General features: G+C 60.0%; 9 protein-coding genes. 1 reads left to right on the plus strand and 8 read right to left on the minus strand.

Annotation, left to right across the window (positions count from 1 at the left end):
• Positions 1 to 67: 67 nt before the first annotated feature.
• The 5 genes from D3871_RS17780 to D3871_RS17800 all read right to left on the minus strand — a co-directional run bounded on the left by D3871_RS17780 (position 68) and on the right by D3871_RS17800 (position 6,976).
• Positions 68 to 1,225, minus strand: coding sequence for a Do family serine endopeptidase (locus D3871_RS17780; RefSeq protein WP_119770433.1), 1,158 nt, complete (start codon positions 1,223 to 1,225; stop codon positions 68 to 70).
• Positions 1,226 to 1,510: 285 nt separating this feature from the next.
• On the minus strand, positions 1,511 to 2,032 hold the full coding sequence (locus D3871_RS17785) for a hypothetical protein (RefSeq protein ID WP_119770434.1): 522 nt from the start codon (positions 2,030 to 2,032) through the stop codon (positions 1,511 to 1,513).
• A 132-nt stretch (positions 2,033 to 2,164) separates the two neighbouring features.
• Positions 2,165 to 3,373, minus strand: coding sequence for an osmoprotectant NAGGN system M42 family peptidase (locus tag D3871_RS17790; protein ID WP_119770435.1), 1,209 nt, complete (start codon positions 3,371 to 3,373; stop codon positions 2,165 to 2,167).
• 6 nt (positions 3,374 to 3,379) lie between these two features.
• Entirely contained in the window at positions 3,380 to 5,128 is a 1,749-nt protein-coding gene (ngg, locus tag D3871_RS17795; RefSeq protein WP_119770436.1) for an N-acetylglutaminylglutamine synthetase, read from the minus strand.
• 66 nt (positions 5,129 to 5,194) lie between these two features.
• Positions 5,195 to 6,976: an N-acetylglutaminylglutamine amidotransferase gene (locus D3871_RS17800; protein WP_119770437.1), complete on the minus strand. Its 1,782-nt coding sequence runs from the start codon at positions 6,974 to 6,976 to the stop codon at positions 5,195 to 5,197.
• 421 nt (positions 6,977 to 7,397) lie between these two features.
• Here D3871_RS17800 and D3871_RS17805 point away from each other — a divergent pair, with 421 nt between their 5' ends.
• Positions 7,398 to 8,459 carry a zinc-binding metallopeptidase family protein gene (locus D3871_RS17805; protein ID WP_119770438.1) on the plus strand — a complete coding sequence of 354 codons (1,062 nt, stop codon included), beginning with the start codon at positions 7,398 to 7,400 and terminating at the stop codon, positions 8,457 to 8,459.
• On the opposite strand, the gene D3871_RS17810 is transcribed toward D3871_RS17805, so the two are convergent.
• The 3 genes from D3871_RS17810 to D3871_RS17820 form a co-directional block, all read right to left on the minus strand.
• Positions 8,460 to 9,437, minus strand: coding sequence for a transglutaminase-like domain-containing protein (locus tag D3871_RS17810; RefSeq protein ID WP_119770439.1), 978 nt, complete (start codon positions 9,435 to 9,437; stop codon positions 8,460 to 8,462). It lies immediately after the preceding gene.
• A gap of 275 nt (positions 9,438 to 9,712) precedes the next feature.
• Complete coding sequence (locus D3871_RS17815) at positions 9,713 to 11,722, minus strand: helicase-related protein (RefSeq protein WP_119770440.1); 2,010 nt, start codon at positions 11,720 to 11,722, stop codon at positions 9,713 to 9,715.
• A 256-nt stretch (positions 11,723 to 11,978) separates the two neighbouring features.
• Complete coding sequence (locus tag D3871_RS17820) at positions 11,979 to 14,828, minus strand: insulinase family protein (protein ID WP_119770441.1); 2,850 nt, start codon at positions 14,826 to 14,828, stop codon at positions 11,979 to 11,981.
• Positions 14,829 to 14,889: the final 61 nt, after the last annotated feature.

The following is a 14,889-nucleotide window of genomic DNA, read 5'->3' on the forward strand; positions in this document are numbered from 1 at the left end:
TCCGCTCAAAGAATGATGTTATGGCAACGCGCAGGGAACATAGTTCAATGATTTCGAAAGCACTACACTAGCGCATTTCGCGTCGCAACTCTTCCACCGTAATCTTCGCTGTCTTGGTGGATCCTTTGCGCCACACCTCGGCATTGATCGTCGCGCCCGGTTTGGTGCCGCCGATCAGACGTGCAAGATCGGCGGTGGTTTGCACCGGCTGGTCATTGAGCATGACGATCACATCGCCGGGCTGTATGCCGGCCCGGTCCGCAGGACCGCCGTTCTGTACCGCAGCGACCAGCGCACCTTTGGCTTCCTTCAATCCCAGTGAAGTCGCGATGTCGTAGGTGAGTTCTTGCAACTGCACGCCGATACGCCCGCGTGATACGCGCCCGAACTCGCGCAACTGATTGGCGATGCCCATCGCGATATCGATAGGGATCGCAAACGAAATACCCATGTAACCGCCGGTCTGGCTATAAATCTGCGAATTGATGCCGACCACTTCGCCGCGCGTGCTGAACAGCGGGCCACCCGAATTGCCGGGGTTGACCGCGACGTCGGTCTGAATGAAAGGCACATAGCTGCCATTGGGCAGTACCCTGCCCTTGGCGCTGACCACGCCGACCGTCACGCTATTATCGAATCCGAACGGTGCGCCGATCGCGGCCACCCATTCGCCCGCTTCCAGTTTGGACGGATCGCCGATCTTGACTACCGGCAGGCCGGTCGCGTCGATCTTGAGCAGCGCCACGTCGGTATAGGGATCGGCACCGATGACCTTGGCCTTGTATTCGCGCTTGCTGATTAGCTTGACCGTCACTTCGTCGGTGTCGGAAATCACGTGGGCATTGGTCAGGATGTAGCCGTCCTGGCTGACGATGAAACCCGAACCCAGGCTGCCGGCCGGCGTTTCGCCCATATCAGGCTGGCCGCCAAAGCGGCGGAAGAATTCATACAGCGGATGTCCCTCGGGTACCGCCGCCATATTGCCCTGGATCTGAGCCCGCCGCACCGCGCTGATGTTGACGACCCCCGGCCCCTGCTGCTTGACCAGGTTCACAAAACTTGGCAGTTCCACGCCGGAACCGGTTACCGGAGCAGCAGGTAAGGAAGTGGCCGGAGCCGGTGCTGTCGCAGCGGGCGGCGGTTCCGGCGACTTCGAGCATGCCGCCAATGCAACGGCCAGCGCCGCGGACAAAAGTTTGAGATGAAGCGTGGGCGGGTTTTTCATTTTATTTCCTCCAATGCACGGCATGAACTCCAGGCGGTCATTCCGCATCCATACAAGGCCAAGCTTAGCAAATCAATCGGAGGAATGTGCGTGAACAGGCTTATCGAGAAGTCGTGATCGTGACGGAGGCCGGCTCCGGTATCGGTCAAACCACCGCCTCGCGCTTCGGGTGGTTCGATGTGTTGCAATGGCGTCAATCTGCCGGTGGATGGCGGACTGACCGCGTCGAACGGTCGGCCGCCTGGTGTAACTACGATTTCGCCGCGCAAGCGCGCCGCGACAGGTTCAACGCTTCTCGGCCATTTTTCCTAGCGCCACGCTGAGCGTCACGCCGCCCAGCGTCTTGCCGAGTTCAGGATCTTCGGCATACAGGCTGCTCATGCGCTCGATCACCGATGGATCTTCCTGCATGGCTTCATCGGCCATCTGTTCCACCAGCGAAGGCTGCAATTGGGCAACCATCGCGGGATCGACGAATATGGCCGGCTCGTCGTTCGACGGCGTGGATGACAATACGCCATTGTCGACCAATGGCTGTGCGGCCGCCGGCCCTGCGCCATCCAGTAATTCGCGCAACACGCCGGTGCGCTGCTGCGTATCGCCGCGTTCGAATGACTGGCCGACCATTTCGCCAAACGGCGGGGTCTGATCGGACAGAATTGCCTCAGACAATCCATGCGTGATGGTTTCCGCCGTCACCTGTTGTGCAACCTCGACGAAGTCTTGCTCCACCTTTTGCACGGAACGTACGCCGGTTTCGGCTGCGTATTGTTGCAGCAATGCGCTGACATCGTTTTCTCGACTCATGATTTCTCCTAAATGAACGGCATGCCGATTTGCGCATGCCGAGGGGTAAGGTCACTATCGCGCCGCTTAGTTCGCGATACTCTCTACCAGGGATTTGATGCAGATCGAAGGATGGTACATGCAGGATGGCATTTATTCCGGCTCGCGCGGTTCGTTCAGGCGCACCAGTTCAGTCACATCCGGTTGCGGGTTTTCCACTGGAGCAAGCTGTCCGGCGTCGAGCTGATGCGAGAAGGAATCGACCGAGTCGAGCCGGTGGTGGCGGTCTTCCGCCAAGGTTGGACCGCTCTGGATGTAGAGCGTCATCAGTTGCGCCAGATCGCACAGCACCGAGACATGCGTGCGTTCGTAGCCATGCGACGCATCGCCGCCGAAACACAGCAGCGCGGTGCGCACGTCATGGCCGGCGTTGACCGCGGCACTGGCGTCGGAATGATAGAAGCGAAACACGTCGCGGTTGCTGTGTATGCCGTGCTCTTCGCACAGCTTGAGCAAGCGGCGCGTCAGGTGATAGTCATGCGGACCGGCCGAATCCATCAACGGTATGGTCACGCCTTTTTCCTTCGCGCCCTGTCCGGCGGCGACCGGGCCGATATCCACGCCGATCACTTCGCTGACATCGCTTTGTATCACGGCGCGCGCACCGGAACCGACTTCCTCGCTCAGCGTAAACACCACATGACAATCCATCGGCACCTGCACCTTGGCATCAACCACCGCCTTGACGCCGGCAAGCACCGCCGCGACGCCAGCCTTGTCATCCAGATGACGCGACACGATATAGCCGTTGTCCAGCAGTTCGGGATTGGCATCGAAGGCGACAAAGTCGCCGATGTCGATGCGCAGCGCACGCACGTCGGCGTCGTTCTCGATAAATTCATCGAGGCGCAGTTCGAGCTGGTCCCAGCTTACCGGCTGGGTATCGATCTGTTCGTTATAGACGTGGCCGGATGCGAACAGCGGCAGCACCGAGCCGCGATGCCGCCCGCTTTCCGAAAACAGCGTGATCCTGCCGCCTTCGGCCCAGCGGCTTGACCAGGTTCCGACCGGCATCAGGGCCATCCGGCCATTCGGCTTGATTTCGCGCACCATCGCACCCAGCGTATCCAGATGGGCAACGATGGCACAGGCCGGGCTGGAGAGCCGCCGTTCAGGCATGTTCCTGCGCAACACCGCACGGATCGTGCCGCGCCGGGTCAGTTCGTAGGGAACGCCGATCGCATCCAGTTTGGCCCCGGTGTAATGGACGATTTCATCCGTCAAACCGGTCGGGCTTGGTATATGCAGCAATTCCAGCAGTGTCGTTTTCAGGAAATCGGCATCAATCGGAAGTTTCTGCATGGTGCCTCACGCATGAGCGGTGGTGAACGGAAACAGCAGATCGACGAAGCGCTGCGCAGTCGGCTGCGGGTCGTGGTTCGCGAGTCCGGGACGCTCGTTGGCTTCGATGATCACGTATTCCTCGGAGCTCGGTTCCGGCACCAGGAAATCCAGGCCGACCACTGGTATGCGTAGTGCGCGCGCAGCGGTTTCGGCGATATCGCGCAAGGTCGGATGCAGTTCTGACGTAACGTCATGAATGGTGCCGCCGGTATGCAGGTTCGCTGTTTTTCTTACCTTGACCGCACGCCCCGACTCCAGCACCGAATCGTAGCCAAGCCCCTGTCCGGCAAGGCAGCGCTCGGTTTCGGCGTCGACGGGAATCTTGCTCTCGCCGCCGGTGGCGGCCGCACGGCGCGCGCTTTGGCGGTCGATCAGCTGACGGATGGTAGACGCACCATCGCCGACAATTTCGGCCGGGCGCCTGATCGCTGCGGCGACCACCCGGTAGCCGATCACCACCACGCGCAAATCCTGGCCGGCACAGAATTCTTCCATGATCACATGGCCGCCTTCCTGCGCGGCACGCGTGATCGCCTCGACCAGATGGTCTTCGGTGCGCACATCGACACTGATGCCCCTGCCTTGTTCGCCCAACGCCGGCTTGACCACGACAGAACCGCATTCATGCAGGAAGGCGGCATTGGCTTCCGGATCGCCGACGACCTGCTGGCGCGGTACGCGCAAACCGATCGATGCGAGCCGGCGCGACGTCAGTACCTTGTCCTGGCACCAGGTCATCGCCACGCCCCCGGTCAACTCGGTCAGCGATTCGCGGCACAGCATTTCATGCCCGGCATAGCGCAGCTTAAAGATGCCGGCGGGCGCGTCGATCACTTCGACGCTGATGCCGCGCCGGCGCGCTTCATCGACAATCAGGCGTGCATAGGGATTGAGCCCGGCGAAATCGGTGGTTTCGACAAACAGCCTTTCATTGATCGCGTTCTTGTTCTTGACGACAAAACCCGGCACCTGTTCAAAGCCGAGCTTTTGATACAAGGCGATCGCGGGTTCATTGTCGTGCATGACCGATAGCTCGAGAAACTTGCGCCCGCGCGCCGCATAAAAAGCGATCAGAAAATTGACCAGCGCGCCGCCGGCGCCGGCCAGTCCGGTTTGCGGATCCACCGCGAGGCACCAGAGGCTGCTGCCGTGCGTGTCGTCGCCAAAGGCTTCATAGTGGTCGACGCCCATCGCAGAACCAATGATGTCGCCAGTGCGTTCATCTTCGGCAACCAGAAATACCACCGCATCCGAATGCCTTTGCTTCCAGACCAGGCGCGGATCGACCGGCACCATGCCGCGCATGCTATAGAGCCGGTTGATCGCGGCGATGTCGGCGCGCGTGGTCAGCGGACGGATCACGACACCCGACGGCCGTGCTTCGATTGGCGTGTCGTCGAGCTGGCGCCGGAATATCACCGATGGGTCGAGGAACAGCGCCGACGGCGCTTCGGCCAGCACCAGCTGGGGCGATTCGACATGCAGTGCGATGTCGCGCTTGCCCGCCTGTTCCTGCTGCAAGGCCTGGGCCAGCGCCTGCGGCGATTCGAATGCCGGGCCATACAAGAGGCGGCCCCAGCCGCATTCCAGTGTGGCGTTGGGCGGCATGCCATGCACCGAATTTTTTTCGAGGTCCTCCTCCCCGCCCTGGAACAGCGAGGGATTCGGATTGCGGCTGCCGGGCAGCGATGGATCGTAATGGAGTGCACTCATCTGAGACTTTCCGTGAAAGATAAAATTGGGTTGGTCTGGCGGTGCGCAATAGCGCGACCGCCGTATTCACAGTCCCTGCGATTGCAGCCATGCCTCCAGCAACGCGATCTGCCATACCTTGGAACCGCGCAGCGGCGTAATGTGGCTGTCGGGTGACTGCAGCATGCTGTCGACCACGTCGCGCCGGAACAAGCCGCGGTTGCGTGCCGCCTGCGAGTCGAGCGTGTCGCGGACAAATTGCAGAAAATCGCCGCGCAGGTATTTCAGTGCGGGCACGGGAAAGTAGCCTTTGGGCCGGTCGATGACTTCGGCTGGAATGACCGAACGCGCCGCTTCCTTCAAGACGTACTTGCCGCCATTGGCGATCTTGTGCTGTGCGGGGATGCGGGCCGCCAGTTCGACCAGTTCATGGTCGAGGAAGGGCACGCGTGCTTCCAGCCCGAATGCCATGGTCATGTTATCGACGCGCTTGACCGGATCGTCGACCAGCATCACGGTCGTATCGAGGCGCATCGCGCGGTCGATCACGCTGTCGGCGCCGGGACGGTCGAAATGCGCGGCGACGAACTGGCCGCTGACATCTTCCAGCCGGATGTCCGGATTTAATAGCGCCAGCAGTTCATCGTGGCTGCGATCGAAGAAAACGCGTCGATAGGCATCGACGCCGGCAGCAGAGTCATTGACGTCGGTCAGTGGCGGGTACCAGTGATAGCCGCCGAATACTTCATCGGCGCCCTGCCCGCTTTGCACCACGCGGCTGTGGCGCGATACGGCCTGTGACAGCAGGTAGAACGCGACGCAGTCATGGCTGACCATCGGTTCGGCCATGGCGTTGATTGCATCCGGCAAGGCGCGCAACAAGTCGTCGGCGGGGATGTGCAGCTTTTCATGGACGGTGCCGTAGTGGCTCGCGATCAGGTCGGAATAATGGAATTCGTCGCCGACTTCGCTATCGACCGCTTCGAAGCCGATCGAATAGGTGCGCAGATTGGTGGTGCCGGCTTCGGCCAGCAAGCCGGTGATCAGGCTGGAATCGAGTCCGCCGGATAGCAGTACGCCCACCGGCACGTCGGCCACCAGCCTGCGCTTGACCGACAGCCGCAATGCATCCAGCACGTCGGATTTCCAGTCGTCGAAGCTGCGCCGTTCGTCGTCTTCATTGCGATGGAATTCGAGCCGCCACCATTCCCTGATATTGCAATCGCCATCCGGGTGTACCGTCATCAGCGTTCCGGGCGGTAATTTGCGGACGCCGCGCACGATCGTGTGCGGCGCGGGCACCACGGCATGGAAAGTCATGTAGTAATGCAAGGCTTGCATGTCGAGCGCGGTATCGACGCCGCCGCTCTTGAGCAGCGCAGGCAGCGCGGACGCGAAGCGCATGCGATCCGCGTTGGTGGTGTAATACAGCGGCTTGATGCCAAGGCGATCGCGCGCCAGATAAGTGATGCCGCTTTCGCGCTCCCACAACGCAAAGGCAAACATGCCGTAAAAGCGGTCCAGCGCTTTCGGCCCCCAGGCATGCCAGGCCTTGATGATGACTTCCGTGTCGCCGGTCGAGATGAACTGGTAGCCGGCCGACTTGAGTTCCTCGCGCAGTTCATGATGGTTATAGATCGCGCCATTGAACACGATGCCCATGCCCAGCATGTTGTCGATAAACGGCTGGTGCGCGCGCTGGCTGAGGTCCATGATGCTGAGCCGGCGATGGCCGAAACAGCGCGATCCAAGGCTGAACAGGCCTTCGCCATCCGGTCCGCGGCGCGATTGGGCTTCCGTCATGTCGGCGACCGCGCGGACATCGGCAAATCTGTTGTCGAAACGAATTTCTCCGGCGATACCGCACATAGAGAATGGGCTCCTGAAATGAATTGATGGGAAAGGCTGTGCGGGCTTGACGAAGCTGCCTTCGTTGTGTTGCCGCAGTATTCGCGGAAGGAAATGGCAAGTGCGAGGAAGCACTCTGGCGTGATGCACACTTGCATTGCCAGGCGTGCGCTTCCCGACTTTTTCAACGGCCTTGCAACACGGAACGCTTCGTTATGCCAGCCCTGCTTTAAAAAGTTTGATAGGTAGAGGCAAAAAAAAGCTGTTGGTTCCTGACAAATTGGCAACGACAGCTTGTTCGTCACGACGCTGCGTTCCTACTGCAAGCTGGCCGGCGAATCGATATTGATGGAAATGAAAAGCGGGAACGATTTTGCTAAAACGAAATCGACTTGCAGCAGTAACGCGAGCAGTTGCGGCAGATAGAAAAGAGCGAACCTGGATGAAAACGTTTCATTGCGACAAATGCGGGCAGCAGGTTTTTTTCGAAAATGTGCGCTGCGAAAACTGTGGCGGGATGCTGGGCTACCAGCCGGAACAGCGCACCATCAGCACTTTCGAACCCGCTGGCGAGGGACTGTGGCGCAGTCTGAATCCGGCCAATGCAGGCTCGTTGTACAAGCAGTGCTACAACTATGCCAACCAGAACGTCTGCAACTGGATGCTGCACGCGGACGCGCCCAGCGAGCTGTGCGCATCTTGCCAGCTGACCCACATCATCCCTGCGCTGTCGTCGGACAACAACCACCTGTACTGGCAACGGCTGGAGACGGCCAAGCGCCGGCTGCTGTATTCATTATGGGAATTGAATCTGCAACCGGTACCCAAGCTGAACGATTCGGATGCCGGACTCGCTTTTGAATTTCTTGAAGACACGCCGGACAAGCGGGTGATGACCGGCCATGCGAGCGGCCTGATCACGCTGAATATCGCTGAAGCCGATCCGTCCCATCGCGAACGCACACGCGAACAGATGGGCGAGCCCTACCGCACGCTGCTCGGTCATTTTCGCCATGAAAGCGGCCATTACTATTTCGACCGGCTGATCGTCGGCAGCAAATGGATAGAACCGTTTCGCGCATTGTTCGGGGATGAGCGCCAGGATTACGGCGAGTCGCTGCAGAAACACTATGAAAACGGCGCGCCGACGGACTGGGAGCGGCGCTTCATCAGCAGCTATGCCAGTTCGCATCCATGGGAAGACTGGGCGGAAACCTGGGCGCACTATCTGCACATTGTCGATACGCTCGACACCGCCTATGCCTGCGGCATGATGCTCAAGCCGAAGAAGCCAGATGAGCCCGAACTGCGCATCGAAGAACGCCCACTGCGCAGCAATACGTTCGATGACATCGTCAAGGACTGGTTTGCGTTGACTTATGTGCTCAACAGCCTCAATCGCAGCGTCGGGATGCCCGATCCTTATCCATTCATGCTGTCGACACCGGTGATCGATAAGCTGCGTTTCGTGCACGAAGTGGTGCGCGACAAGGCGATGGCGTAATCAGGCGGCAAGCGTTCGCACAGCGCTGCCGTCGGCGCCACGCATGATGGATACCGGTCCGCCGATCGCTTCATTCGGGTCGGTGATTTCATAAGCCCATACCTGAAAGTCGACCAGCTGTGCCGCGCCGTACATCGTGCCGAATGCGGCATCGACCGCATCCATGCCATGGGCAATTTTCACGCGGCCGCGGTGCACGCGCCGATGGCGCGGATCGAACACATGCCAGCGGTCGCCGAGAAACACCTCGCAATAGGCATGGAAATCGATGCCGATATCCGCTTCCGAGACGCCGAGATAGGGCATATGCCCCGCCACATAGCGCGCCGGAATATCCAGTGCGCGGCACAGTGCAATCATGACATGCGCGTAGTCGCGACATACGCCATAACCGCGCGCGATCACATCGCATGCGGACAGGAAGGGGGTGCCGGAACCGTAGCGATAAGCGATATGCGTGTGCGTCCAGTCGCATACCGCCCTGACCTGTTCGGCGGCATCGTCGATATGGCCGAAATGTTGATTGGCAAACTGTGCAAGCTTGTCCGACTCGCAATAGCGGCTGGCGAAGGTATAGCGCAATGCGTCGGGCGGCAAGCGGGCTATCGGCACCCGCTCCACACCGGCAGGCAGTTCATGCGGTGATTCCGGAACGAGGATCAGTGCGTCATGCCGGAACCGGGTTGTGCCGGGAAGCAGCGTAGTCCGGACAAGCGTGTTGCCATGGGCATCCGTAAATTCTTCCAATGCCTGCGACGACGATGTTTCCAGCATGTCGCGCACCAGGATCTGTGAAGGCGCAACGTGCGGCTTCACCAGCAACAGCAAGGCAAGCGGTTGGGTCGCCTGGTAAGCAAGTGCACAGCCGGCCCTGATCAGCATCATGCCGGGCGGTGATGTCGGAAGGTCGGATGTAGCCATGATGTCGTTCGTGTGACCGGCCAGGCAAGGCAGGGACAGCTTGTTTTTATATGACATGTTTGTTTGCTATTGGTTTAATAGCTAAATCGCGACGCATGCCGGCATCCGGCCGGGAATCAATGTGCGGCTACTGCGTCAATGGATGGGCGACCGGCGTCATGACTACCGGATAGGCGAGATGGGTGGCAAGCGCGTTTCGGTTGCGGCGGAAACGGAAGTGCGGCGCAGGGCCTTTCTCGAGTCTTATGTCTCAGGTGTGCCGAACTTCATACAATGGACCGGAGCGAAATGGCGCCGAGCAATTGAACCGGCCCTGCCCTTCCGGCAAAGATTCAAGCGACCCGCTTTCCTGAACGCCGGCGCAAGCCGGCATTCTGCGATTGCAGCATGCGGTCGATCAGTTCCGAGGCAGCGCGCGCACGCTGCTGTGCTTCCTCGCCTTGCGGAAAATATTCCGGACAGCGGAAGCTGAGCCATGCATACGCCGAGAACAGCTTGCAGTCGTCTTCGACTTCCTGCAGGTTGCGCCGATGATCGCTTTGTTCCAGTGCCGGCAGCGAACTCGCCTGACCACGCGCCAGTGCGCGCGCCCATCGCTGCCAGGCTTCGTGCAGATGCGCAATGCGCGACGATATCGGCACCAGCGACAAGGTGAATTTATCGGCCAGCGACAATGGCAGGGTATCCAGCCATAACGCGCGCTCGGACTGGTCTTCGGTAATGCGCGGCGTGAAGAAACCGTCCGGGACGTCGATATTGTGTTCAAAGCGCTGCAAAAGCTTGGACAGCGACTGTTCGCCGGTCACCGCCGCGATCCGGTTCAGATGTTCCAGCGTCGGGGCGACGGAAAATCCCAGCGGCGGCACCGGCGGCACCTTTTCCTGAAGCAGCGAACGGACCACAAAATGTGTGTGTTCGTCGTAGCCGGCGACAAAGCCTTCTTCATGCACGCCGAAGCGCCCTGCCCTGCCGGCAATCTGCTTGGTCAATGCAGCGCTCAGTTCTTCTTCTTCGATGCCGTTGTATTTGATGGCGGTGGTCAATACCACGCGCTGGATCGGCAGGTTAAGCCCCATCGCGATCGCATCGGTCGCCACCACGATATCGGCCGAACCATCCCGAAAGCGGGCAGCCTGTGCGCGCCGCACTTCGGGCGACAGATTGCCGTAGACCGTCGATACCGATAAGCCGATTTCGGTGATCATGTCGCGCCACATCAACACGTCGCGCCGCGAGAATGCGATCACGGCATCGCCGCGCCGCAGGTTGCGCAACTTGCGCACCGCACTGGCTTCCATGGTCAGCGGGGCCTTGCGCTTGAGCAGGCGGATTTCGAGCGGGCAATCGAGACGGCGTGCGAGCGCTTCGACGGCCTTTCGCGCTTCCGGAGCGCCGACCAGATAAACGACGGTAGCCGGCGCACCGCAGACCGCGGCAGTCCATGCGGCGCCGCGATCGCGGTCGCCCAGCATCTGGATTTCATCGATGACGGCGACGTCGACCCGGGTATTGGTGTCCAGCATTTCAACAGTGCTGGACACATGGGTCGCGCCCTCCACCAGCCGGCGCTCTTCGCCGGTGACCAGGCTGACCTTGAGAGGCTCGCCGTCGCGCTCGACGGCGGCCAGGCGCTCATAGTTTTCCAATGCCAGCAGACGCAGCGGCGCCAGATAAACGCCGGTCTTGGCATTGGCCAGCGCTTCCATGGCTTCATGCGTCTTGCCCGAATTGGTCGGACCGAGCACGGCAATGAGCCGGCGCGGCAGACGGCGCGCCAGCTCAAACGATTCGGGATATTCGGCCAGATTGATGCTTTCTCGCGTGCGCTCAGCATGTCGCGCTTCCTGCTGCCGTTCGAGCGCATGCTCCAGCCTGTGACCGATGCGGGCAAATACCTGGTCGAACGGCACGGCGCTGTCCTTGGCCGATAGCGCATGCAGAAACTGCATCGCGTCGATCCCGTAGTGCCGGGCCTCGCTATTGAGCCGAAGCACGAACTGCCCCACCTGCGCATGCAGCTTTTGGATCGCGGCGGAATGCACGCGTTCGTTTACCAGCAAGAGTCGCTTGTCCGGTCCCATGTTGCGCCATTTGCTGGCCTTTGCGAGTATGCCGTCGGCAGGCACAAGATCGTATGGGACACGCAAGCCATCGACGTCCACGGTGCCGGCGTAGCGGACCATTACCCGTCCTTCGAGCTTGGCTAGCTCGACGCCTGCCTCTTGCAGATATTGCTCGGCCGCCAGCGGATGAATGCTCGCGGCGTCCGACACGGAGCCTGCGTCTGGAAGCGGGTCGGACCCCTTGGCTAGAGGATCTTCTGAATCGATTTCGTTTGGCATGGCGAGAGGAATTGTTCTTGATAGGATTCGCCGGCTGACCGGGGGTTCAATCGGTATGTCGAGGAAACGAGAGGCATAAAAAAACCCGCACACCTTGCGGTATGCGGGTTAAATCCAATTCAAGAAGAGTTGGAGGAGACAAGCGTTAGGATAGTGCCGCGCATGATGTTTGTCTGCTTTCTGTTTGTGATAGCGGTCATTCGCGAAATCAATATCTTGAGAACAAGCCTGGCTCGCTCGCCCTGGCGATCAACCTTCAACCTGCGAGCGCCGCAAGCGCGGTTACCTCGAGACCTGTCAATGGCTGCTCGGTGTTTCCAACAAACGCGGCACGGCTGTATGGCTTGTCTGCCAGCCAGGCTTTCGCGACATCCTTGAGGCGTTCCGAGGTGCATGCCAGTATGCCTTGCCGATACTGACGGCGCATATCGTCGGTGATGCCCTGCTGCTTTTGCTCCCACGACCACATGACATTGCCGTAGGGTGAGTGCGGCCGGTCCAGGTGCTGGATCACGCAAATGATCGCTTCTTCGATATTCTCCTGTTTCGGTTCGGCGTCCACGATCCACGCCACCGCTTTTTCAAAATCCTCGAAGGTCGCGGCAAGCCGCGGATCGCGATAGGAAGTCATCGCAAAGCTCGCAGTAGCCGGCGAATAGAACGCATTGCCGCCGTAGGCTCCGCCTTCTTCGCGCAAGGCCTGGTGCAGCACGACATTGGTCAGCAGTTCGCCCAGCACCGACAATGCAGCGGCGTCGGGATGCGCGAGCGTCGGGCCGGGCCAGACCGCGAAACAGTGATTGACCTGCGCCTCGGCATGCAATGCAGTGTTGGCAAGCGGAGCATTGGCAAACGCCGCCGGCTGAGTAGCGGGTGCCGACGCCTCTGCAGGAACCTGCAACAACTGCGCTAGCGCATGTGCATCGGCTTCCTCTCCGGCGGTGAATTGCAAGGCAGGCGAGGCGATGATTTTGCCGTGCAAGTCGGCGAGGGTTGCAGCGATTTCTTTCAAGCCCTGTTCCGATTGCAGCTTTTCATGCAGTGTGCGGAAAAAAGCGAGCGACGAAACACCTTTGACGCGATCTTCGAAGCGGCGCAATGGCGACAGCGGCGCACCAACTGCATAGCGGGCGTAATCGTCGCCTTCATCGGCGAGTCCGTCACGCATGTCCTGCACCTTGCTATCGATGAGAAAGGCAAGCCGGTCAAGCTCGTCGAAGCGCGGTGCGGCGACGGATGCGGACAACACGTCGGCAATCGCGACCTGTTCTTCGCGCAAGCCCTTTGCATAGTAATCGACATGGATGCTCAAGGGGCGCTCGCCCTGGGTTTGCGATACCTGCAGATTGATGTCGAAGAAAGGTACCCGCTCATGGCGCCACGCATCCGCCTCTTCGTAACTCTTGTCTGCGACACCCAGCTCGGGTGCGACTTCGACATACAGCTGCAGCCAGGCCCACATATCTTCTGGCATCGCACTGACGTCGTACAGTACGCGCGCATACGCAATGCCATTGGAGGCAATGCGAGCGACCGTTGTTCCAGTGGTTTCGTCGGGAAGCGCGAAGGCCGGGCGCGGCAAGACGCTTACATCCTGTGGGCGCACACGCGGCAGCAAGTCGTTGTTGACAGCTTGGCGCTGACGATCCAGCAAGGCGGCGGCTTCACGGACGATCCGTTCCTTTTCGCTATCCGGCATGGCGGCCTGCAGCGCTGCCAGGCGGTCTTCTTCCACCTGTTTACGCTTTTGAAAATAGTCCGGATCAGGCGCCACTGTCGCATCGAGGCGCGTGGCGTTGTCGAGCAGATCCTGCACCAGTCCTTTGAAAAATGCCGGATCCGCAATGTCTTGCTGCAGATGTTCCAGCACCTGTTCGCTATCGAAGGCATTCATGATATCGCCGCCATACATCTCGTGCGGCATCGCGCGCAGCAGACGTTTGAGCAAATGCGGCGTGGAGCCGCCGCTGATTTCACGCTGATGGAAACGGATATCGCGCAATGTCGCCTGCAATACCGCGGGCGCAACGCCATCCTTTGAAGTCTGTTCAAGCGCTTGCCAAATGCGATCGCGCGCCTTGCCGACCTGTGCCTTGGTAAGCCCTTCCATGCCGAGATGGAAAACCATCTGGCGTCCGCCGGCGTCAGTGCCGTTCAATGCGGAAGGGCGACCATAACCGGCCGATTCCATGGCGCGCATCAATGGCGCTGCCGCATTGCTGAGCAGCCCGGCTTCCAGCAGTTCGGCGCGATAGTAAGCGACCGGATCGACCGCTTCTCCCATCAGCCAGGCAATCTGCACGCCATGCTCGCGCACCGGAACTTCGAGCTGCGCGATTTCGGGAGCGGTCCAGGATGACGCCAGTTCCGGTAGCAGACGCGGGCTGCGGCCGGAAAGACGGGACAATACGCGTTCTTCGATCAGTGTCTGAACTTCGCGCGGGTCGACGCTGCCGGCCGTCATGAACACCGCTTGCGATGGATGATAATGCGAGGCGTGGAACGCCTTGAGCGCTGCATGGGTCAGCGACGGAATATCAAGCGGATCGCCGCCGGATTCGACCGCATAGGTAGTCCCGCGCAACAGACGCGACGCGATTTCGCTGTCGAGTGCCCGGACAGGATCGGCGAACGCGCCCTTCATTTCATTGAAGACGATACCCTGATAGGACAGCTTGCCGTCTTCCAGTGCAAGGCGCCAGCCTTCCTGCAGAAAGTCGAGATAATCCAGGCGCGGAAAGAAAGCCGCATCCAGATACACATCGAGCAGATTGAAGAAGTCGGTCTTGTCGGTACTCGCGAACGGATAGACAGTCTTGTCCGCGTACGTCATCGCATTCATGAAATGCGCAATCGAGCGACGCGACATCGCGAAAAAGGGATCGCGGACCGGATAGCGATCGCTGCCGCACAAGGCCAGATGTTCAAGAATGTGCGCCCGGCCGTCGCTGACGTCCGGGACGGTAGGAAAACCGACCAGGAACACCATTTCGGCATCGTCGGTCGCGAGATGGATGTGGCGGGCACCGGTAGCAGGATCTTCATATTCCTGCACTTCAGCTTGCATGGCTGGAATGTGTCTGGTGCGCAGCTTTTCAAATGTCATAGTGTTGCTTCAAGGATGTTCGAACGGGAGGACAGACGTATGCTATCCGCATATCAGGGGC

This window comes from Noviherbaspirillum saxi (assembly GCF_003591035.1).
GTDB classification, from domain to species: domain Bacteria; phylum Pseudomonadota; class Gammaproteobacteria; order Burkholderiales; family Burkholderiaceae_D; genus Noviherbaspirillum; species Noviherbaspirillum saxi.